At 73.8% G+C, this 19,792-nt stretch carries 17 protein-coding genes and 1 pseudogene; 11 read left to right on the top strand and 7 right to left on the bottom strand.

Going from position 1 to position 19,792, the window contains the following annotated elements:
- Positions 1-203 precede the first annotated feature (203 nt).
- The 3 genes from ACQPZO_RS01800 to ACQPZO_RS01810 are packed head-to-tail and all read left to right on the top strand — an operon-like array spanning position 204 to position 2,656.
- Positions 204-662: an Lrp/AsnC family transcriptional regulator gene (locus tag ACQPZO_RS01800; protein ID WP_396671581.1), complete on the top strand. Its 459-nt coding sequence runs from the start codon at positions 204-206 to the stop codon at positions 660-662.
- Positions 663-707: 45 nt separating this feature from the next.
- Positions 708-1,541 carry an SDR family NAD(P)-dependent oxidoreductase gene (locus ACQPZO_RS01805; protein WP_433346438.1) on the top strand — a complete coding sequence of 278 codons (834 nt, stop codon included), beginning with the start codon at positions 708-710 and terminating at the stop codon, positions 1,539-1,541.
- A gap of 23 nt (positions 1,542-1,564) precedes the next feature.
- Positions 1,565-2,656 carry a PLP-dependent cysteine synthase family protein gene (locus ACQPZO_RS01810; RefSeq protein ID WP_433346440.1) on the top strand — a complete coding sequence of 364 codons (1,092 nt, stop codon included), beginning with the start codon at positions 1,565-1,567 and terminating at the stop codon, positions 2,654-2,656.
- Between the two features lie 76 nt (positions 2,657-2,732).
- Here the strand turns inward: ACQPZO_RS01810 and ACQPZO_RS01815 are convergent, their stop codons facing one another.
- From ACQPZO_RS01815 to ACQPZO_RS01825, 3 genes are all read right to left on the bottom strand, one after another.
- Positions 2,733-3,362: a putative glycolipid-binding domain-containing protein gene (locus ACQPZO_RS01815; protein ID WP_433346442.1), complete on the bottom strand. Its 630-nt coding sequence runs from the start codon at positions 3,360-3,362 to the stop codon at positions 2,733-2,735.
- A 97-nt stretch (positions 3,363-3,459) separates the two neighbouring features.
- Positions 3,460-5,340, bottom strand: a complete 1,881-nt coding sequence (locus ACQPZO_RS01820) for a DEAD/DEAH box helicase (RefSeq protein WP_433346444.1) — start codon at positions 5,338-5,340, stop codon at positions 3,460-3,462.
- A gap of 193 nt (positions 5,341-5,533) precedes the next feature.
- Positions 5,534-6,067 (bottom strand): hypothetical protein, encoded by a 534-nt coding sequence (locus ACQPZO_RS01825; RefSeq protein WP_433346446.1) that lies wholly within the window; start codon positions 6,065-6,067, stop codon positions 5,534-5,536.
- A 76-nt stretch (positions 6,068-6,143) separates the two neighbouring features.
- On the opposite strand from ACQPZO_RS01825, the gene ACQPZO_RS01830 reads away from it, so the two are divergent.
- Positions 6,144-7,061, top strand: a complete 918-nt coding sequence (locus ACQPZO_RS01830) for a hypothetical protein (RefSeq protein WP_433346447.1) — start codon at positions 6,144-6,146, stop codon at positions 7,059-7,061.
- A 380-nt stretch (positions 7,062-7,441) separates the two neighbouring features.
- On the opposite strand, the gene ACQPZO_RS01835 is transcribed toward ACQPZO_RS01830, so the two are convergent.
- Positions 7,442-8,950: a C40 family peptidase gene (locus ACQPZO_RS01835; protein WP_433346449.1), complete on the bottom strand. Its 1,509-nt coding sequence runs from the start codon at positions 8,948-8,950 to the stop codon at positions 7,442-7,444.
- 241 nt (positions 8,951-9,191) lie between these two features.
- Between ACQPZO_RS01835 and mqnE the strand changes: the two genes are divergently transcribed.
- The 3 genes from mqnE to ACQPZO_RS01850 all read left to right on the top strand — a co-directional run bounded on the left by mqnE (position 9,192) and on the right by ACQPZO_RS01850 (position 11,173).
- On the top strand, positions 9,192-10,361 hold the full coding sequence (mqnE, locus tag ACQPZO_RS01840; RefSeq protein ID WP_161689024.1) for an aminofutalosine synthase MqnE: 1,170 nt from the start codon (positions 9,192-9,194) through the stop codon (positions 10,359-10,361).
- A gap of 22 nt (positions 10,362-10,383) precedes the next feature.
- Positions 10,384-10,818, top strand: coding sequence for a hypothetical protein (locus tag ACQPZO_RS01845; protein ID WP_387020694.1), 435 nt, complete (start codon positions 10,384-10,386; stop codon positions 10,816-10,818).
- 73 nt (positions 10,819-10,891) lie between these two features.
- Positions 10,892-11,173, top strand: a complete 282-nt coding sequence (locus ACQPZO_RS01850) for a DUF4229 domain-containing protein (protein WP_387020696.1) — start codon at positions 10,892-10,894, stop codon at positions 11,171-11,173.
- Positions 11,174-11,295: 122 nt separating this feature from the next.
- Here the strand turns inward: ACQPZO_RS01850 and ACQPZO_RS01855 are convergent, their stop codons facing one another.
- Positions 11,296-12,636, bottom strand: coding sequence for a C39 family peptidase (locus ACQPZO_RS01855; RefSeq protein ID WP_433346452.1), 1,341 nt, complete (start codon positions 12,634-12,636; stop codon positions 11,296-11,298).
- 219 nt (positions 12,637-12,855) lie between these two features.
- Between ACQPZO_RS01855 and ACQPZO_RS01860 the strand changes: the two are divergent.
- The 4 genes and pseudogenes from ACQPZO_RS01860 to ACQPZO_RS01875 form a co-directional block, all read left to right on the top strand.
- Positions 12,856-14,172: pseudogene (locus ACQPZO_RS01860) on the top strand (M14 family metallopeptidase); the annotation flags it as partial.
- Between the two features lie 402 nt (positions 14,173-14,574).
- The gene (locus tag ACQPZO_RS01865) at positions 14,575-15,513 is read left to right on the top strand and encodes an ABC transporter substrate-binding protein (protein WP_433346454.1); all 939 of its coding nucleotides are present in this window, start codon (positions 14,575-14,577) and stop codon (positions 15,511-15,513) included.
- A gap of 34 nt (positions 15,514-15,547) precedes the next feature.
- A complete protein-coding gene (locus ACQPZO_RS01870; RefSeq protein WP_433346456.1) occupies positions 15,548-16,624 on the top strand; it encodes a FecCD family ABC transporter permease in 1,077 nt (358 codons plus the stop codon).
- A complete protein-coding gene (locus ACQPZO_RS01875; protein WP_433346458.1) occupies positions 16,621-17,430 on the top strand; it encodes an ABC transporter ATP-binding protein in 810 nt (269 codons plus the stop codon). Before ACQPZO_RS01870 ends, ACQPZO_RS01875 begins: the two co-directional genes overlap by 4 nt.
- Positions 17,431-17,482: 52 nt before the next feature.
- On the opposite strand, the gene ACQPZO_RS01880 is transcribed toward ACQPZO_RS01875, so the two are convergent.
- Positions 17,483-18,247 (bottom strand): VOC family protein, encoded by a 765-nt coding sequence (locus ACQPZO_RS01880; protein WP_433346460.1) that lies wholly within the window; start codon positions 18,245-18,247, stop codon positions 17,483-17,485.
- A gap of 312 nt (positions 18,248-18,559) precedes the next feature.
- A complete protein-coding gene (locus ACQPZO_RS01885; protein WP_433350721.1) occupies positions 18,560-19,753 on the bottom strand; it encodes a serine hydrolase domain-containing protein in 1,194 nt (397 codons plus the stop codon).
- Positions 19,754-19,792 lie beyond the last annotated feature (39 nt).

Below are 19,792 nucleotides of genomic sequence, written 5' to 3' on the forward strand. Positions count from 1 at the left end.
AGCCGTCATGAGGGACGTATGGCAATTACAGCACCAGCGACCTGGCCTGTCCGCCAAACGCGAAAAAAGCACTGAGTGGGAAGTTAGTAAATGCTACCGGCGCGGTTCTCCCTTGACCGAAGGTCTGCGAACACTCACCTGCTGTCAGGTGCAACGTATGTCGAGCGCCGGACGTTACGCCCGAACGACTAGGGTCACAGTCCGTGGACGCCATCGACCGGAGCCTCGTCGCGCTGTTGCAGGGCAATGCCCGACTCTCGTACGCCGAGCTGGCCCGCCAGGTCGGCCTCTCCGCCCCCGCCGTGCACGAACGGGTCGGGAAGCTGGAGTCCGGCGGGGTGATCCGGGCGTACCGGGCGGAGGTGGAGCCCGAGTCCATCGGCCTCGGGGTGACCGCGCTGATCAGCATCGTCGAGGACTCCGGCGGGGACACCGACGACGTGCTGGAGGCGTTCCGACGGATGCCCGAGATCGAGTCCTGCTACTTCATGGCGGGGGTCGAGTCGTTCCTGCTCAAGGCCCGGGTCGGCACCATCGCCGAGCTGGAGCAGCTCATCGTCCGACTGAACCGGACCCCCGGGGTGGCCTCCACCCGTACCGGGATCGCCCTGTCGACGAAGTGGGAGAACCGTCCCCAGTCGATCGAACCGCCCACGGCCTGAGCGGCGGCTCTGGTGCGCGGCGTGCCACGGCGGTAGGTTGCGCCGGTGACGTCGCCCGTGCGCGGAACGGCCGTGGTGACCGGCGCGGCCGGTGGCCTGGGCCGCGCGCTGGCCGCCGCCCTGCACGCCGACGGCTGGCCTGTCCTGCTCACCGACCTGGACGCCGACGCCGTCGCCGCCGTGGCCGCGCCGCTCGGCGGCTGGTCCCGGCCGCTGGACGTGCGCGACGAGACGGCCTGCGCGGCGGTGGCCGCCGAGGCGGCCGGGCGGTCGCCCGACGGCCTCGGCCTCTGGGTCAACAACGCCGGCATCCTGGCCACCGGCCCCGCCTGGGAGCAGGACGAGCGGACCCGCCGCCGGATCATCGAGGTGAACGCCCTCGGCGCGATGGCCGGCACCCTCGCCGCGCTGGCGGTGATGCGGGCACAGGGGCGCGGGCACGTGCTCAACGTCGTCTCGCTGGCCGGGCTGGTCGCCGCCCCCGGCGAGACGATGTACGCCGCCAGCAAGCACGCCCTCCTCGCGTTCAGCCTGGGCACCCTGGCCGACCTGCGGGCGGCCGGGCACCGGGACGTACACGTCTCGTGCCTGTGCCCGGACGGGATCTGGACGCCGATGCTGCACGACCGGCTCGACGACCCGGGGGCCGTGGCGTCGTTCACCGGGACGCTGCTGACCCCCGAGCGGGTCGCCGCGCGGGCGGTCCGGCTGGCCCGGCGGCCGCGGCCCGTGGTGGCGCTGCCCCGCTGGCGCGGCGCGCAGGTCCGGCTGCTCGACGCGCTCCCCGGGCTCGCCGTGGGGTTGACCCCGCTGATCCGGGCCACCGGTCGGGCCGGGCAGCGGCGGCAGCGCCGCCGGGGCGGCTCCGGCCGGGCCTGACCCGTCTTGCTACGTTTTCGCACGTGACTCATCTCGACCGGTGCGACGAAGCCAGCCGGACGTGGGTGACCGGGGCGATCGCCACGGTCGAAGCGGACGCCAACCGGTCCGCCGACACCCACCTGCTGCCGTTCCCGCTCCCCCGGGAGTGGGGAATCGACCTCTACCTCAAGGACGAGTCGTCGCACCCGACCGGCTCGCTCAAGCACCGGCTCGCCCGCTCGCTGTTCCTGTACGGGCTGTGCAACGGCTGGATCGGCCCCGGGACGACCGTCATCGAGGCGTCCTCCGGTTCCACGGCGGTCTCCGAGGCGTACTTCGCCCGGATGCTGGGGCTGCCGTTCATCGCGGTGATGCCGGCGTCCACCTCACCCGAGAAGATCGCCCAGATCGAGTTCCAGGGCGGGCGCTGCCACCTGGTCGACGACCCGGCGAAGGTGGTGGTCGAGGCGCGCTGGCTGGCCGAGGACTCCGGCGGCCACTACATGGACCAGTTCACCTACGCCGAGCGGGCCACCGACTGGCGGGGCAACAACAACATCGCCGAGTCGATCTACGCGCAGCTCACGCTGGAGCGGCACCCCGTGCCGGCCTGGATCGTGGTCGGCGCCGGGACCGGCGGCACCAGCGCCACGATCGGCCGGTACACCCGGTACCGCCGGCTGCCCACCAAGCTGTGCGTGGTCGACCCGGAGAACTCGGCGTTCTACCCGGCCTGGCAGGCGGCCGACTGGTCGGTGTGTACCGGCCGGGGCTCCCGGATCGAGGGCATCGGCCGGCCCAGCGTCGAGGCGTCGTTCCTGCCCGCCGTGGTGGACCGGATGGTCCGGGTGCCCGACGCCGCCTCCCTGGCCGCCATGCGGGCCGGCTCGGCCCTGCTCGGCCGCCGGGTGGGCGGCTCCACCGGCACCAACCTCTGGGGCGCGTTCGGGCTGATCGCCGGCATGCTCGCCGAGGGGCGCGCCGGTTCGGTGGTCACCCTGATCTGCGACCCCGGGGACCGGTACGCCGACACGTACTACGCCGACGACTGGGTGGCCGGGCAGGGGCTCGACCTCGCCCCGCACCTGGCCGCCGTCGACCGTTTCCTCGCCACCGGCGCCTGGCCCCGGTAGGAGAACGGCCCCCGGCGGCGGGGCCGGCGGGTGACCGGCCGGCGGGCCGGGGCTGCGGGGGACGCCGACGTGCGCGTCAGCGCCCCGGGATCCGCTCCGCGAGGCCCGGGTAGCGCAGCACCCAGCCGTCCGGGTCGACGTCCAGGTCGGCGGTGAAGGTGCCGCTGGCGAACCGGACCCGGCCGGCGCTGAGCGCCGAGTAGACCTGTTCGGCGGGGACCACCGCCAGGCTGGGCACCAGCACCCACGCCACGGTGATCCGGTGCGTGGTGTCCGCCGTCGCCGAGGCCAGCCGCAGCCGGCGTACCGGGAGGGTGTTGAACAGCGGCGACCCGCCGAGGTCGACGTCGACCGCGTCGGCCAGCCGGTCCGGCTCGTCGGTGCCCGGCAGCCCGGCCGGGGGACGCCCGGCGGCCCGCAGCGCGGCGTCCAGGTCGCCCTGCTCGGAAGTGGTCACCCGCCACCGGTCACCGGCCGGTTCCAGCCGTACGCTCCGCTGCCAGCCCGCCCCTTCCGCCTCGACCTCCAGCCGGCGGACCGTCCAGTCCGGCCCGGTGGCCAGTTGGTAGCGGCAGGTGTAGGCGATCGGGTCGACGGCCACCGCGACACCTCGCGCGGTCAGCCCGTCCCGGTCGTCCAGCAGGGCGTGCTCGGCACCGGCGGTGTCCGTCCGGGCCCAGAACAGCGACTTCGGCATGGTCGGCATGAACCGGACGTTACGCCACGACGCGAGCGCCGGCAGCGCATGCGGAAACGCCGCCGCGGAGCGTGGGCTCCGCGACGGCGTTCCGGTCTTCGTCAGATCAGTGGGTACGCGCCGGCGGCCGTCCGCCGAACCCGCGCCGGTCGTCGCGCGGCCGGTCGTCCCGTCCGCGTCCCTCGGGCCGGAAACCGCCCCGCCGGTCGCCGGTGCGCGGGTCCCCGCCGGACTCGCCCCGCTCCGGGAAGCGGCGCTCGCCGTGCGGACGGTCCCCGAACCGACGCTCGCCGCCGAAGCCCTCACCGGTCGGTCGGTCGGCGAACCGCCGCTCGCCCCGGTCGTCGAACCGGCGGTCCCCGGTGGGACGGTCCCCGGTGGGACGGTCACCGAACCTACGCTCGCCGGTGGGACGGTCGCCATAGCGTCGCTCGCCGGTGGGGCGGTCGCCGTAGCTACGCTCACCGGTGGGGCGGTCCCCGTAGCGTCGCTCACCGGTGGGGCGGTCCCCGTAGCGTCGCTCGCCGGTGGGGCGGTCGCCGTAGCGGCGCTCGCCCCGGTCCTCGAACCGGCGCGGTCCGGACGGGCGGTCGCCGTTCCGGCGGGTCGCCGACGGCTCGGCGCGGACCGGCACGCCGCTGGGCTCGCGGGCCCCGGTCAGCTCGGCCAGGACCGGGTCGCCGGCCCGGACCCGGCTCTCCGTCGGCTCGACCCCGGCCTTCTCCAGCATCGCCAGGGTGGTCCGGCGCTGCTTCGGCAGCACCAGGGTGGCCACCGCGCCGGACTCGCCGGCCCGGGCGGTACGCCCCGCGCGGTGCAGGTAGTCCTTCGGGTCCTTCGGCGGGTCCACGTGCAGCACCAGGGACACCCCGTCGACGTGGATGCCCCGGGCCGCCACGTCGGTGGCGACCAGCACGTCCATCCGACCCTCGCGGAACTCGGCGAGGGTGCGGGTCCGCATGCTCTGGGTCTTCCCGCCGTGCAGCCCACCCGCCCGCACGCCGACGGCGGCGAACTGCTCGACCAACCGGTCCACGCCGAGCTGGGTCCGGGCGAAGAGCATGGTCCGGCCGGACCGGGCCGCGATCGAGGCCGTCACGGCGAACTTCTCGTGCGGCGGGATCAGCAGCAGGTGGTGGTCCATGGTGGACACCGCGGCGGTGGCCGGGGCGGTCGAGTGGGTGACCGGGTCGGTCATGAACCGCCTGACCAGCGAGTCGACGTCACCGTCCAGGGTGGCCGAGAAGAGCAGCCGCTGGGCGCTGGCAGGAGTCTTCGCCAGCAGCTCGGTGACCTCGGGCAGGAAGCCCATGTCGGCCATCTGGTCGGCCTCGTCGAGCACGGTCACCTCGACGTCGTCCAGCTGGCAGACGCCCCGGTTGATCAGGTCGCCCAGCCGTCCGGGCGTGGCCACGACGATCTCCACCCCGCGGCGGAGCGCGTCGATCTGCCGGTCGTACGGCACGCCGCCGACAGCGGTCTTGAGGAAGATCCCGACCGCCTTGCCGAGCGGCACGAGTGCGTCGTTGACCTGCATGGCCAGCTCCCGGGTGGGAACCAGCACCAGGGCCCGCGGGCGCAGCGGGCGGGCCCGGTTGCGCTCGGCGAGCCGGGCGATCAGCGGCAGGCCGAAGGCGAGGGTCTTGCCGGAACCGGTCTGGCCCCGACCGAGGACGTCCCGGCCGGCGAGCGCGTCGGGAACGGTGGCCCGCTGGATCGGGAACGGCGTGGTGATGCCCTGCCGGTCGAGCGCCCGGACCAGCGACTGGGGCAGCCCGAGGGCGGCGAAGTCGGCCTTGGGCTCCGGCGTGGCGTCGACCTCGGCGGCCGAGGTCGCGTCGGCGGCGGCGTCAAGGTCGACGGCGGCCGGGGTGGGCTCTTCGGGTGCGGTGGTGACGGCGGCGTCACCGGTGCCGGCCGGATGGGTCTGTCCGGCCGAGGCGTCGAAGGCGGACGGGAACGTGCTGGCGTCAGCAAAGGTGGTCAAGAAATGCCTTTCGAGCGGGGCGCATCTTCGCGATGGCCTGCCGCAGCTGTACGCCGCCGGATCGCCCGCAAGATCGCCCAAGGGCGCGCCTCATGCGCGCCAAGGTCAGTGATCGACACAAGTGTACGGCGGACCGGCAAACCCGCCACCGCGCCGCGAGGGGTAGTGGTCGGGCTCACCATCGCCCGCGGCGTCACTTGTTGAGGAAACCCCCCACCAGCCCGTCCATGGCGTCGCCGGCCACGAGGACGACCAACACGCTGATCGCGACGAGCAGGCCGAGCGACACCGCCAGGACGGCCACGACCTTGGTGGTGCTCGACCGGGGCGTCGGGACGTCCGTCCAGCCCTGGGCGAGGATGTGCCCGGTCAGGGAGCCCGAGTTGTCCAGCGCGGCCCCCGTCGGCAGCGCGATCGTGGCGAACCCGGGACCTTCGGTGCCGTACGCGGTGCTGGCCAGATCGGCGGTCCCCGGCTCCGGCAGGCCGGGTGGCCCGGCGGGGGCCCTGCCGCCCGGCACCCCGGTCGTCGGCGTCGCCGGCCAGGCGGTGGTCGCGGCGGCGCCGTACAGGCCGGGGGTCGGTCGGCCGGCGGTGGGAGCGGGTACGCCGGAGACCGGCCGGCCCGGCGTCGACGACCCCGGCGCGCCCGGACGGCCTGTGGGACCGCCGCGGTGGGAGGCCGGCTCGGACGGCGGCCAGGCCGGCAGCGCGGGAGCCGGGACCACCGGGGGCGGTGCGGAGGCCGGCGGTGCGGACGACGGTCGGCTCGCCGGTGGCGGCCCTCCCGCGATCGGGCCTGTGGTGCCCACCGTCGGCGCAGGCCAGTCCGCGCCGGCGTCCGGAGCCGGCGGTGCGGAGGCCGGCGGTGCGGAGGCCGGCCGGCCGGGGAGGAACTGCACCGCCGACGCCGACGCCGACGACGCCGCGGTCAGCGGCGGCGGCGGGAACGGCGGTGCCGGCATCGGGCCGGGGGGTGGTGGCGGTGGCACCGGCGGCCCGGGTACGGGTGGGATCGGGCCGGGTGCGGGTGGGATCGGGCCAGGGCCGGGTGCGGGTGGGATCGGGCCAGGGCCCGGCGGCGTCGGCTCGGGAACCGGGGGATTCGGCGACGGCGGGGTGGGGCCGGGGACCGGCGTCGGCGGGGCCGGCGCCGGCACGGGTACCGGGGCGGGCTCCGGCTCCGGGACGGGCGGCGCCGGTGGCTCGGCCGGCTCCGGTGGACGCGCCGGCTCGGGAGGCTCGGGGCTCACCGGGGTCGACCCGTACACCTTGGCGCTGCCCTGCGTCGTCCCACCGGAGCCCCGGGAAGAACCGGCGTTCCTCGCAGCCCCGGCCACCTCGCGCGTGGAGATCCGGTTCAGGCCAGGCACCGAGGCGCTGGCCCGGGCGGTCGCGGGCGCGGCGTCGCCGCTGCGCTGGGCCGGCACGACGGGTGCTGGCCGGGCGGTCGCCGGGCCGGCCGTAGCGGCGTCGGAGGCGTCGCTGTGGCCCACGGCGAGGTTGCCGGCCGGGGCTGCCGGGGTCCCGTCGGCGGGCTCCGGAGCGGGGACGCCGTCACCCGTCGCGGGCGCGGTGGTGCGCCGCTCGGCCGTGGCGGCACCCGACCAGGACGACGGTGTCGCCGGCGCGGCGGGGCGGTGCTGGTCCGGCGGCGTGGCCGAGGGCTGTGCCGGCGCCGGCACAGGGGCGGCACCGGACGACGACGTGCCCGTGCGGTAGGTGGTCCCGCCGCCCGATGCCGGCAGCGTGACCCCCTGCGGCGGGGCGGCGGCGGTGGCGACGCTCACCCGGGCGCGCGCGGCTCCGGCCGGCACGGCCGCCCGCCCGGTCGGCCCGGACGGGTCGCGGGTGCGGCCCGGTGTCACCGCCGGGTCGTCACCCGATGTCGCACGGGCCCGGGCGTCCTCCGTGCCGGCCGCGCGGTCGGCGGGGCCGGGCGTGGATCCGGGGCCGACCGTCTCCGCCGGAACCTCTTGCTCGCCCATGGTGTTCCTCCGTGCCCGCGCTCGCCCCCGCACCCGTGGCGCCGGGCCGGAAGTGTCTGGGTGTCACGGTGCCACATTCCTGCCCGGCCGCACAGCCGGAGTGGACGGTTGGCCTCAGCCGGCCTCGGTCGTCGACGCCGTCGGCGAGGCGCTGCTGCTCGGCGCCAGGCTGCTGGACTGGGTGGTCGGCACCGGCGGCGGGGTGTCCGACGGGCTCGGCGACGGCGAGCGCGACGGGCTCGGCGACGAGCTGGACGGCGGCGCGGACGGGGTCGTCGGCTTGGGCGTCGTCGGCTTGGGCGTCGGGGACTTCGTCGGCGTGGGGGAAAGCGTGGGCTTCGGCGTGGTCGGCGGCTTCGTCGGCTTCGTGGGCTTCGGAGTGGGGAACGTGGGCGTGGGCGCGGGCGTGCCGGGCACCGCACCGACCACCCGGGTCGCGGCGTAGAGCCGGGACCAACCGACTGTGGAGATCTTCACTGTCTGACCGGTGGTCGGGGCCTGGACCATCTTGCCGCCGCCGATGTACATCCCGACGTGGTGGATTGTCGTCCAGCTACTGCCGGATGCGAAGAAGAGCAGGTCACCGGGGAGTAGGGCTCCCTGGCTCACCGCCCGGCCCCGGGTCGCGTAGTACTGGTCGCGGGAGACCCGGGGGAGCTGGCGGTAGCCCGCCGACCGGTAGGCGGCCCACATCAGGCCGGAGCAGTCGAAGGCGTCCGGGCCCTCCTCGGACCAGACGTACGGGTCGCCGAGCTGAGCCAGGGCGTAACGCACCGCGGCCAGCGCGACCGGGCTGGTGGTGAGGCCGTTGGTGCTCTGCCCCTGGACGTACGACGCGCCGAGCCGCTGCTCGACCGCCTCCTGTTGACGCTCCAGCTCGATGAGCTGCGCGGCGTTGTCCTTGCGCAGCTTGAGGAGATTCGCCTCCTGCTCGCGGCGCGACTTCTCCACGGCGGCGTACTGCTCCCGGACGGTGCCCACCCGGGTGTCGGCGGCCATCCACGCCTGGTAGGCGAACTGTTCGGCGGCGCGGGCCCGGGCCAGCTCGCCGGCGGCGCCGGTGGTGGCGCCGTCGGCCTGCTCGCCCCGGGTGATCTGCGTGAGCATGCTGAGGCCGTGCAGGTCTCGGGCGAACTCGCCGGGCGGCAACGCGGCTGCGGCCTTGAACGCGCCCGCGGCGGCGGTGTCGGCGCCGTCCTGCGCCTTGGTCAGGCCGTCGCGGGCCGTCTTGAGGCCCTGGTCGGCGGTCGCGAGCTGGGCCTCGGCCTCGGTGCGGGTCTGGCGCAGCCCGAGTAGTTGGTCGCCGAGGAGTCCCACCTGGGCCTCGGCGGCGGCGATCACGGCGGCGAGCGGACCGTTGCCGAGGGGCGCCAACGGCGTGGCAGGGCTGCCCGTGCCGGGGAACCCGCCGGAGCCGTTCACGCCGGGCAGCTGGAACCCGACGGCGGGGACCGGGCGGGACCCGGTGTCGGGGACGACGTTGGGCAGCGGCGGCTCGGCGTACGCGGGGGTGGCGAGCGCGGCCGTGACGACCGCGCTGAGCAGGGCGGACCAGAGCATCGGTCGAAGCACCGGAGAGAACAGCGGACGCCTCCGTCGTTGGCTCTGCTGGCTCTGCACCATTCCGCTCCCCGTCCGGCGTGCCTGTGACCGCGCGCGGTCGGCGCGGCGGCGGTGGCGCGCCCTGGCTTGTGGCGAGCCCCACCCTGTCTTACCGCACGGGAGCAAAGATGTCGATGCGGTAACGGGTAACGACCGGCTGTGAGTTCGGTGAACTACGTCGCTGTGCCCGACCGGGCAGACATCCCGTCGGAGACCCGACGTAGGCTCGACCGGACCGCAGGTGGAAGGGACGTGGCTTTCGATGGACGCCGGACTCAAGCGTGAGCTCGAAGCGAAGGTGTACGCGGGGGAGCGGCTGACCCGCGAGGACGGGATCGCCCTCTACGACAGCGACGACCTGACCTGGCTGGGCCGGTTGGCCCACCACCGGCGCACCGAGCTGAACGGCGACCGGGTGATGTTCAACGTCAACCGGCACCTCAACCTCACCAACGTCTGCTCGGCGTCGTGCGCGTACTGCTCCTTCCAGCGCAAGCCCGGCGAGAAGGACGCGTACACGATGCGCATCGACGAGGCGGTCCGCAAGGCCAAGGAGATGGAGGACGAGCAGCTCACCGAGCTGCACATCGTCAACGGCCTGCACCCGACGCTGCCCTGGCGCTACTACCCGAAGGTGCTGCGCGAGCTGAAGGCGGCGCTGCCGAACGTCAAGCTCAAGTGCTTCACCGCGACCGAGGTGCAGTGGTTCGAGAAGATCAGCGGCCTGTCCGCCGACGAGATCCTCGACGAGCTGATGGATGCCGGCCTGGAGTCGCTGACCGGCGGTGGCGCGGAGATCTTCGACTGGGAGGTCCGCCAGCACATCGTCGACCACGCCTGCCACTGGGAGGACTGGTCGCGGATCCACGCGCTGGCCCACTCGAAGGGCATGAAGACCCCGGCGACGATGCTCTACGGCCACATCGAGGAGCCCCGGCACCGGGTCGACCACGTGCTGCGGCTGCGCGAGCTTCAGGACGAGACGGGCGGCTTCGCGGTCTTCATCCCGCTGCGCTACCAGCACGACTTCGTGGACTCGGCGGACGGCAAGGTCCGCAACCGGATCCAGGCCCGCACCACGATGGCCTCACCGGCCGAGTCGCTGAAGACCTTCGCGGTCTCCCGGCTGCTGTTCGACAACATCCCGCACGTGAAGAACTTCTGGGTGATGCACGGCCTCTCGGTCGCCCAGCTCTCGCTGAACTTCGGCGTGGACGACCTGGACGGCTCGGTCGTGGAATACAAGATCACCCACGACGCCGACTCGTACGGCACCCCGAACACGATGCACCGGGACGACCTGCTGCACCTGATCTGGGACGCCGGCTTCCGTCCGGTCGAGCGCAACACCCGCTACGAGGTCGTCCGCGAGTACGACGCCGCCCCGTCGCTGGCCGAGCGCCGGTCCGAGCCGCAGCAGGTCTGGGCCTGACCGGCCCGTACCCTCGGATGCCATGAGCGAGTCGAGTCAGCCGGACCAGGGCGGGTTTCCCCGGCGCGATGCCCAGGGGCGCGTCGTCGCGCTCGGCGACCTGCTCGGGGTGAGCCTCGCCGGCATGGTGATCGGCCTGCTCGCCCTCCTGCTGCTCGACTGGGGCTTCGCCACGGTCGGCGCGGGCGACTTCGGCCGGTCCAACGGCTGGTTGGCGATCATCCTGCCCGCCTGGCTGTACTGGGAGGACTTCCGGGCCTGGGAGTTCGGCGCCGCCCGGGTGGTGGCCGCGCTGGCGGCGGCCGCGCTCGCCGTGGTCGGCGGCCTGCTGGTGGCCGGCCTGACCGACGGGCTGCCGCCCCTGGTGTCCGGCGGGCTCGCGGCCACCGCGTTCACCGTGGTGTACGCGGTGGTGTGGTTTCCTGGCGTCCACTGGCTGGCCCGGCGGACGGGCTGAACAACCCTCCCGCCCGGGTGAGCCGGCGGCTGAATCCTCCCGCCGGTGAGCCGGCGGAGAACGGAGTGCGAACGTGAGCGCGGCGGTCAAGTACACGCTGGGCCGGATCGGGCTGTTCGTGGTGGTCTTCGTGGCGCTCTGGCCGGTCGGGATGAACATCTTCCTGCAGCTGATGCTGGCGCTGGCGTTCTCCGCCACGCTCTCGTTCTTCCTGCTCAGGGGCTGGCGGGACGAGATGGCCGGGGAGATGGCGGAGGCCGCCGAGCGGCGTCGGGCCGAGAAGGAGCGGCTGCGCTCCGCGCTGGCCGGCGACGACCAGCCCGCCGAGGGCGGCCCCGGCGACCAGCGTCCCTGAGTGCGAGCCGGGCCTGAACGCGAGGGGGCCTGAGCGCGAGCCGTCCCTGAGCGCAAGCCGGGCTTGAGCGCAAGCCGGGCCCGGGCCGTCCCTGAGGACGAGCCGGGCCCGGTGCCGTTTTCCTACCAGTTGGTCGAGCCCCGGACTACCGGCCAGGGCCGGTTCGCCGGCTTGACCAGGTACGCGATGCCGCCGGATCCGCTGGCCACCGTGCCGTTGGCCCGGTAGCGCTTGGTGCGCTGCCAGATCTCCTCGAACTGCTCCCGCTTGTACACGTTGCGCACCTCCGCGTTCGACGACGACGCCGGGTCGTTGACGATCACGTCGCCGTCGGCGGTGAAGCCGACGATCACGAAGAGGTGGCCGGCGGTGCCGTAGTTCGACCCGTCCAGCTCGGTGGCGAGGAAGGACTGCGAGGTGATCACCGGGATGCCGGCCTTGATGAACCGCTCCACCTCGTCGAGGGAGTGCAGTCGGGTCACCCGGGCGTCGATGCCGGAGAAGCTACCCGCGTACGCGGTGTTGAACGGCCAGTTGCCTGCGCCCTCGTACTCGTAGTCCCAGGTCATCCGGGCGGCGTGGGCCACCTGCGGGTCGACGTAGCCGGGGGTGATCCAGGCCATGTCCTGCGCCGACGGCAGCTTGCCGTAGTACTCCAGCACCATCGTGGTGGACGTCGGGCTGCACCAGACCTGACCGCCGCCGCCCCACTCGGGGTAGTTACCCGAGTGGATCATCTGTGAGCGGGCCGGGACGGCCAGCTCGGTGCCCCAGGCGATCCCGCCCCGGCTCGGGGTGACGGTGAACCGGTCCGGGACGTTGGAGCTCATCGCGCCGAGCATCCGGACCTGGGGCGACGCCTTCAGGCCGGGCTTGCGGTAGAGGCCGACCCGCAGCTGGTACGACCGCAGCAGGACCCCGGCCTCGGCGTCGTCGATCGAGAACGTGTCGGTCCACACGCTCGACCACGGGTCGCCCTGACCGTCCAGGGTGGCCCGCTTGATGTCCTGGTCGCCGGAGGCCCAGCGGCTCATGACATACCACGGGGTCTGGTCACCGGTGTTGTACGTGCCCTGGAGTTCGACCTGGATCCAGGTGCCCGCCGGGGTCTCGGCGTTCCACGAGGCGACCAGTTCGGTGGCGTCGAAGCCGATCTTGGTGCGCGGCGAGGTCCAGGTGGCGTACTCCCAGGTGGCGGTGGTGCCGCTGTGCTCGTCGGTGAACTCGGTGGTGCCGGCGGGCCGGCCGATGGTGATCCCGGTGCGGTGACCGGGGACGGCCCGGGTGCCCTGGTGGTCGCCGGAGCGCCAGTCGGGGTAGCGGGACCACTCCTGGAAGGTGATCTCCTCGTCGTGGGCGACGGTGGGGGGATGGGCGCTGGCGGGGGCGGGGACGGCCGCGCCGCCGAGGGCGAGCGCGGCGACGCCGGCAAGGGCGACCGCGCGCAGGGCTCTGCTGACCATGGGATCTCCGCGAAGTGAGGCGGGTCGGGGGGCGTACTTGCCGGTCACTATCCCGCTTGGAGGGAAGTTTCGCCAGATGTTGAGGGATGGAAAACCGTTGCCGATGTGAGGATCAGGTCGGGATGGGGAAAGAAGCGAAACATATTGATATGACCATGTGACAGGTGGTGAAGTGTGCGTCACAGAACGGGATCACCCCGTGCCCTGAGGAGGTTGTCCATGGCCTTCCGTACTCCCGCCCGCCTGCGTCGCGCGCTGGTGCTCGCCACCGCCGCCGGCCTGGGCCTCACCGTCGCCACCGGCCCCGTCTCCGCGCGACCGACCCCGGAGAGCACTGCCGAGCAGTCAGCCGCCGAGTACCGGGTGCTCGGCCCGCGCACCCTGGCCGACCGCAACGCGGTGGCCCGCACCGGCGCCGCCATCGACTCCAGCGAGCACGGCATCCTGCACGTCTCGGCCACCACGGACGAGGCGGCGGCGATCCGGCAGCTCGGCTTCCGGCTCGAGAAGGAGGTGGTCCCGGCCGCCCCCGCCGGGGAGATCGGCACCCTGGGCTTCCCGTCCGCCGACTCGAACTACCACGACTACGCCGAGCTCACCGCCGCGGTCGACAAGGTGGTCGCCGACCACCCGACCATCGCGCGCAAGACCAGCATCGGCCGGTCGCACGAGGGCCGGGACCTGATGGCGGTGAAGATCTCCGACAACGTCGGCACCGACGAGGCCGAGCCGGAGATCCTGTTCAACTCCCAGCAGCACGCCCGCGAGCACCTGACCGTCGAGATGGCGATCTACCTGCTCAACATGTTCACCGACAGCTACGGCAGCGACTCCCGGGTCACCAACATCGTCAACTCCCGGGAGATCTGGATCGTCCCCACCGTCAACCCCGACGGCAGCGAGTACGACATCGCCACCGGGTCGTACCGGTCCTGGCGCAAGAACCGGCAGCCCAACAGCGGCTCGACGGCGGTCGGCACCGACCTGAACCGGAACTGGGGCTACAAGTGGGGCTGCTGCGGCGGCTCGTCCGGCTCCGCGTCGTCGTTGACCTACCGCGGCCCGTCGGCCTTCTCCGCCCCGGAGACTCGGGCGATGCGCGACTTCGTCAACAGCCGGGTCGTCGGCGGGGTGCAGCAGATCAAGGCCAACATCGACTGGCACACGTACTCGCAGCTCGTGCTCTGGCCGTTCGGCTACACCACGGCGAACACCACCACCGGCATGACCGCCGACCAGTACAGCACCTTCGCCACACTCGGCCAGCGGATGGCGGCCACCAACGGGTACACCCCGGAGCAGTCGAGCGACCTCTACATCACCGACGGCGACAGCCTCGACTGGATGTGGGCGACGCACGGCATCTGGGCGTACACCTTCGAGATGTACCCCGGCTCGTCCGGTAGCGGCGGCGGCTTCTACCCGCCCGACGAGGTCATTCCCGCCCAGACCTCGCGGAACAAGGAGGCGGTGCTGCTGCTCTCCGAGTACGCGGACTGCCCGTACCGGGTGATCAACAAGCAGGCGCAGTACTGCGCCTGACCGTCCTGCGGGGTGGGGTCGGACCGGGCCCCACCCCGTGACGGGGCGTGCGCGCAGAGAGATAGCCCCTAGCTCAGCCAGGTGCGCGCGGAGCGTGCGCTACCGTGGCACCGACCATTCCGCAGCGAAACCGGTGTGAATCCGGCGCTGTCCCGCAACTGTGATGCCCCACCCGTGGCGTCCCGTCCCCCTCCGGGGCGGGCGTGGGGCCGGCCACGACGGCCGGCTCCTTCCAGGCGTCGGCCGATCGGCCGGCGCTGCGGTGTGTGTGGCGAGCCAGGTCGCCTGCGGCGCGGTCGCGACACGCGCCTTCGAGGAAGGGCGCCTCGCGGACGGGCATCCGCACCACGGCTCCTGTCGGCGAAGCACCACGCTCCTCGACCGACAGGAGGACATGTGTTCCGACGTACCCCCCGGCTCTTCGCCGCGACCCTCGCGGTGGCCGCGCTCGCGCTCGGCGCCTGCGCCGAGAAGAGCTCCGACGACACCCCCGCCGCAGGCGGCAGCTCGGCGGCCGCCGCGTTCCCGGCCACCGTCGGCAGGCTGACGCTGGAGAAGCGCCCGGAGAAGATCGTCTCGCTTGCGCCGAGCGCGACCGAGATGCTCTTCGCCATCGGCGCAGGCAGGCAGGTCACGGCCGCCGACGACCAGTCGAACCACCCGCCGGAGGCGCCGAAGAGCGACCTGTCCGGCTTCCAGCCGAACGCCGAGGCGATCGCCGGTAAGAGCCCCGACCTGGTGGTGCTCTCCAACAACACCAACAAGATCGTCGAGCAGCTCACTACGCTGAAGATCCCGGTGCTGCTCACCCCGGCGGCGGTCACGCTGGAGGACTCCTACCGGCAGCTCACCGACCTCGGCACGCTCACCGGCCACCCCACCGAGGCGGCCGATGTGGTCAAGCGAATGAAGGACGACATCACCAAGCTGACCAAGGACCTGCCGCAGCGGTCGACGAAGCTGACCTACTACCACGAGCTGGGCCCGGAGCTGTACAGCGCGACCAGCAAGACCTTCATCGGTTCGATCTACGCCCTCGCCGGCCTGGAGAACATCGCCGACCCGTCGGACGCCGACGGCCGCAACGGCGGCTACCCGCAGCTCTCCCAGGAGATCATCGTCAAGGCGAACCCCGACTTCGTCTTCCTGGCCGACACCAAGTGCTGCAAGCAGAGCCCCGAGACGGTCAAGGCGCGCAGCGGCTGGGCCGGCGTCACCGCGGTCAAGAACAACCAGGTGGTCGCGCTCGACGACGACGTCGCCTCGCGCTGGGGCCCGCGGGTCGTCGACCTGCTCCGGTCCGTCGTCGACGCCGTGGCCAAGGTGCCGGCGTGACCCTGGGCGGCGGGCGTTGACCGGGCCCACCGCCGTGCGGAAAGCACCGACCCCCACCCCCGGGGGCCGGCCGGCCGGGCTGCGGCCCGGCTGGCTGGCCGCAGGGGTGGTGGCCGTGCTGGTCGCGCTCATCGCCGGGGTTTCCCTCGGCCCGGTCAGCCTGCCCCCCGGCAGCGTCGCGGCCGAGCTGCTCAACCTCCTGCCCGGGGTACGCCTGGACAGCGGCCTGACCGAGCGCGAGATCGCCATCGTCACCGAGCTGCGGCTGCCCCGGGTGGTGCTCGGGCTGCTGGTCGGCGGTCTACTCGCCCTGGCCGGCGGCTGCTACCAGGGTGTCTTCCGCAACCCACTGGCCGACCCGTACCTGCTCGGGGTGGCGGCCGGGGCCGGGCTCGCGGTCACCGCCGTGATCGCCCTCGGCGCCGGGGCGGGCGGCGCGCTGACCGGGCTGCCGGTCACCATCCCGCTGGCCGCGTTCGTCGGCTCGCTCGGCGCGGTCGCCATGACCTACCTGCTCGGGGCGGCCGGCGGGCGGGAACGCTCGACGGCGACGCTGATCCTGGCCGGGGTGGCCGTGTCCGCGTTCCTCTCCGCCGGGCAGACGTACCTGCTCCAGCGCAACGCCGACACCATCCAGCAGGTCTACTCGTGGCTGCTCGGCCGGCTCGCCACCGCCGGCTGGCACGACGTCCGGCTGGTTCTGCCGTACTTCCTGCTCACCACGGTCGTGGTGCTGCTGCACCGCCGCGAGCTGGACGTGCTGTCCGTCGGCGACGACGAGGCCAGGGGCCTCGGCCTGCACCCGCAGCGCTCCCGGTACCTGCTGATCGCCGCCGCCTCGCTCGGCACCGCCGCCGCGGTCTCCGCGTCCGGGCTGATCGGCTTCGTCGGGATCATCGTCCCGCACACCGTGCGGCTGCTCGCCGGGTCCAGCTACCGGGTCGTCCTGCCGCTGTCCCTGCTCTTCGGCGGAGCGTTCCTGGCGCTGACCGACGTGGTCGCCCGGACCGCCGCCGCCCCCGCCGAGATCCCGATCGGCGTGGTCACGGCGCTGCTCGGCGGCCCGTTCTTCGTGCTGGTCCTGCGCACCGCCCGCCGGGTGCTCACGTGAGCACCCCGGCCGGCGTCGGCCCGCCGCCCGGCGCACCCGCCGTAGAGGTGCGGGATCTGCACGTCACCCTGGACGGCGCGCCGGTCCTGCGCGGCGTCGACCTGCGCGTCGAGCCGGGCGGGTGGGTCACCGTCATCGGCCCGAACGGCGCCGGCAAGTCGACCCTGCTGCGCGCCGTCGGCGGCCTGCTGCCCGCGCCGGGGGCCATCTCCCTGTTCGGTACGCCGAGCGAGGCGCTGCGCCGCCGCGACCGGGCCCGGGTGGTGGCCACCGTCGCCCAGTCCCCGGTGGTCCCGGCCGGCATGTCGGTCTTCGACTACGTGCTGCTCGGCCGGACCCCGTACATCCCGTCGCTGGGCCGGGAGTCCGCCGCCGACCTGGCCGCCGTGCGGGACGTGCTGGACCGCCTCGACCTGGACGGCTTCGGCCACCGTGAGCTGGCCACCCTCTCCGGGGGCGAGCGGCAGCGGGTCTTCCTGGCCCGGGCGCTCGCCCAGGGGGCCACCCTGCTGTTGCTCGACGAGCCGACCAGCGCCCTGGACATCGGCCACCAGCAGGAGGTGCTGGAGCTGGTCGACCAGCTCCGCCGCGAGCACGGCCTCACCGTCCTCGCCACCATGCACGACCTCTCCCTGGCCGGCGAGTACGCCGATCGGATGGTCCTGCTGGCCGCCGGTCGGGTCGCCGCGGCCGGGCCGCCCCGTGACGTGCTCACCGAACACCTCCTGGCGACCCACTACCGGGCCTCCGTCCGCGTCCTCCCCGGGGAGCACGGCCCCCTGGTGGTCCCCGTCCGCCCCCGCTGACGCGGGGTCCCTGCCGGGCGTCCCCCCGCCGGCCGGGCCCCGCGCGCCGGGCTCAGTCGGCGAGGGCGATGACGGAGAAGAGGGCGCCCTGCGGGTCGCGTAGGGCGGCGAGCCGACCCTGGGGGATGTCGCGGGGCGGGACCAGGATCGTGCCGCCCAGCTCGGCGGCCCGGGCAGCGGTGGCGTCGGCGTCCGCTACGGCGAAGTAGACGGTCCAGTACGCCGGCAGGTCGGCCGGAAAGCCGTCACCCAGCGGCGGGATCATCCCGGCCACGATCCGCCCGCCGAGCCGCCACCCGGTGTACGTGACCGGTTCCGTCGGCTGCTCCTCCGGATGCCAGCCGAAGACCAGCTCGTAGAAGACCTTCGCGCCCTCCGGGTCCGGGGTGACCAGCTCGTTCCAGCTCATCGCCCCTGGAACGTTGAACAGCTCCGCCCCCGGGTGGGCCATCGGCTGCCAGACGCTGAACACCGCGCCGGCCGGGTCGGCGAAGACCGCCATCCGGCCCTGGTCGAACACGTCGAACGGGGCGACCAGCACCTGCCCCCCGGCCGCCTCCACCCGGGTGGTGACCAGGTCCGCGTCGTCGGTCGCCACGTACGTCGACCAGATCGGCACCTGCCCCGGGGTGGCCGGTGGCCCGGCGCCCGCCACCGACCTGCCGTCCTTGAGGAAGGTGGTGTAGCCGGACGCCTCCGGCTGCGGGGCGATCCGGCCGGTCCAGCCGAACAGCTCCGGGTAGAAGCGCCGCGCGCCTGCCAGGTCCGGGGTGGCCAGGTCGGCCCAGCACGGCGTGCCCGGCGGGACGGTGCTCACGCTGACCCCTCTCGCAGGGGGCGACCCCGGCGGGACACCCTGCCCGCATCCTGGCACCGCAGCCGGGCCGGGCGGGCGAAATTAGGACGAACTGACCCGGGTGGCGTCGACCGCCCGGCCTCCGCATGGTGTCGTCGGGGCGGGTCAGTGGAAGCGGCGACCCTCGTCGCGCCGGTACGCCGAGCAGCGCCGCGATCACCACCACCGGCAGCAGGGAGAGGAGGGTCAGCGCCAGCTCCGCGAGCACCCGGCCGGCGAAGCGCGGCGCAGGCCCGGGGACGGCCGGGCCAGGCTGTAGCGGGCCCGGGGTCGTCAGCGAGGCAGGGGGCGGACCAGCGCCGGCCCGCCGGGCGGCGGGGCCACGGCGGGCATCCGGACACCGGCCGCCGTACGGCCCGCGCCGGTACCGGCACCGGTGAGCGCCGTGACCAGGAAGGCGCCGGTCGCGGCCCCGATCGGATCCGGCTGTTCGGGCACCTGGTAATGGGTGACGTTCATGCCCAGGGTGACCTGCCGCGACCCGTCGGTGGCGTGCAGCGAGACGGTGCTGTGCCCGAAGACCAGGCCGTCGTGCCCCCAGAACCGGCCGCCCGGCAGGGCCAGCCAGAGCAGACCGAGGCCGTACCCGCCGGCCTCCGGCAGGTCGGGGCGCAGTGGCACGGTGGTCCGCATCCGGGCCAGCTCGGCGGGGCGGAGCAGCCGGCCGCCGAGCAGCGCGCGGAAGAACCGGTTCAGGTCGGCCGCCGTGGAGACCAGCGCGCCGGCCGTCCAGGTCCAGGACATGTTGGCCACGCTGAAGTCGCGGAGTTGGCCGTCGTACCAGGGCAGGTACGCCGCGCTGTGCGGCCCGGCGATCCGGACCCGCCGGCCGGGGAAGTACGTGTCGTTCAGCCCCAGCGGCCGGATGACCCGCCGGTGGACCTCGTCGGCCGCGGACCGGCGGGTGACCCGCTCGATGATCAGCCCCGCGAGGATGTAGTTGGTGTTCGAGTAGGCGAACGCCTCCCCGGGCGCGCCGGTACGCGGCTCGCCGAGCCCGAGTCGGACGAGCTGCTGCGGCCGGAACGTGGTGTACCGGTGCCGCTCGACGTCCTCAACGGTGGTGAACAGCACGGTGTCGTAGTCGCCGATTCCGCTGGTGTGGTTGAGCAGCGTCCCGACGGTGACCCCGGGGATGGCGTACTCCGGCAGGTACCGGCCGAGCGGTGCGTCCAACGCCACCCGGCCCTCGCCGGCCAGTTGCAGCAGCGTGGTGGCGACGAACGTCTTGGTGATGCTGCCGACCCGGTGCCGAAAGCCGGGCAGCATCGGTCGTCCGGTGCGGACGTCGGCCACCCCGCTGGCGTCCCGCCAGCGGTCCCGACCATCGCGCACCTCGGCGAACGTCCCCACCATGCCGGCTTCGGTGATCGCCGCCAGGCCGTCGGTGAGCGCGTCCTCCGGCAGCCGCCCTGCCGTCGGGCCGGCGTGCGCCGGCGCGCCGGTCAGCAGGGGTGCGGTCGCCAGCGTGACGCCGGCCCCGGCCAGGAAAGTGCGGCGTGACAG

Origin of the sequence: Micromonospora sp. CA-111912, from assembly GCF_050948415.1 — a bacterium.
Classification (GTDB): Bacteria; Actinomycetota; Actinomycetes; order Mycobacteriales; family Micromonosporaceae; genus Micromonospora.

Coding starts and splice junctions, on each gene's coding strand:
- ACQPZO_RS01845 (WP_387020694.1), top strand. CDS start 10,384: ATGAGCGAGTCGAGTCAGCCGGACCAGGGCGGGTTTCCCCGGCGCGAT.
- mqnE (WP_161689024.1), top strand. CDS start 9,192: ATGGACGCCGGACTCAAGCGTGAGCTCGAAGCGAAGGTGTACGCGGGG.
- ACQPZO_RS01815 (WP_433346442.1), bottom strand. CDS start 3,362: ATGCCGACCATGCCGAAGTCGCTGTTCTGGGCCCGGACGGACACCGCC.
- ACQPZO_RS01835 (WP_433346449.1), bottom strand. CDS start 8,950: ATGGTGCAGAGCCAGCAGAGCCAACGACGGAGGCGTCCGCTGTTCTCT.
- ACQPZO_RS01855 (WP_433346452.1), bottom strand. CDS start 12,636: ATGGTCAGCAGAGCCCTGCGCGCGGTCGCCCTTGCCGGCGTCGCCGCG.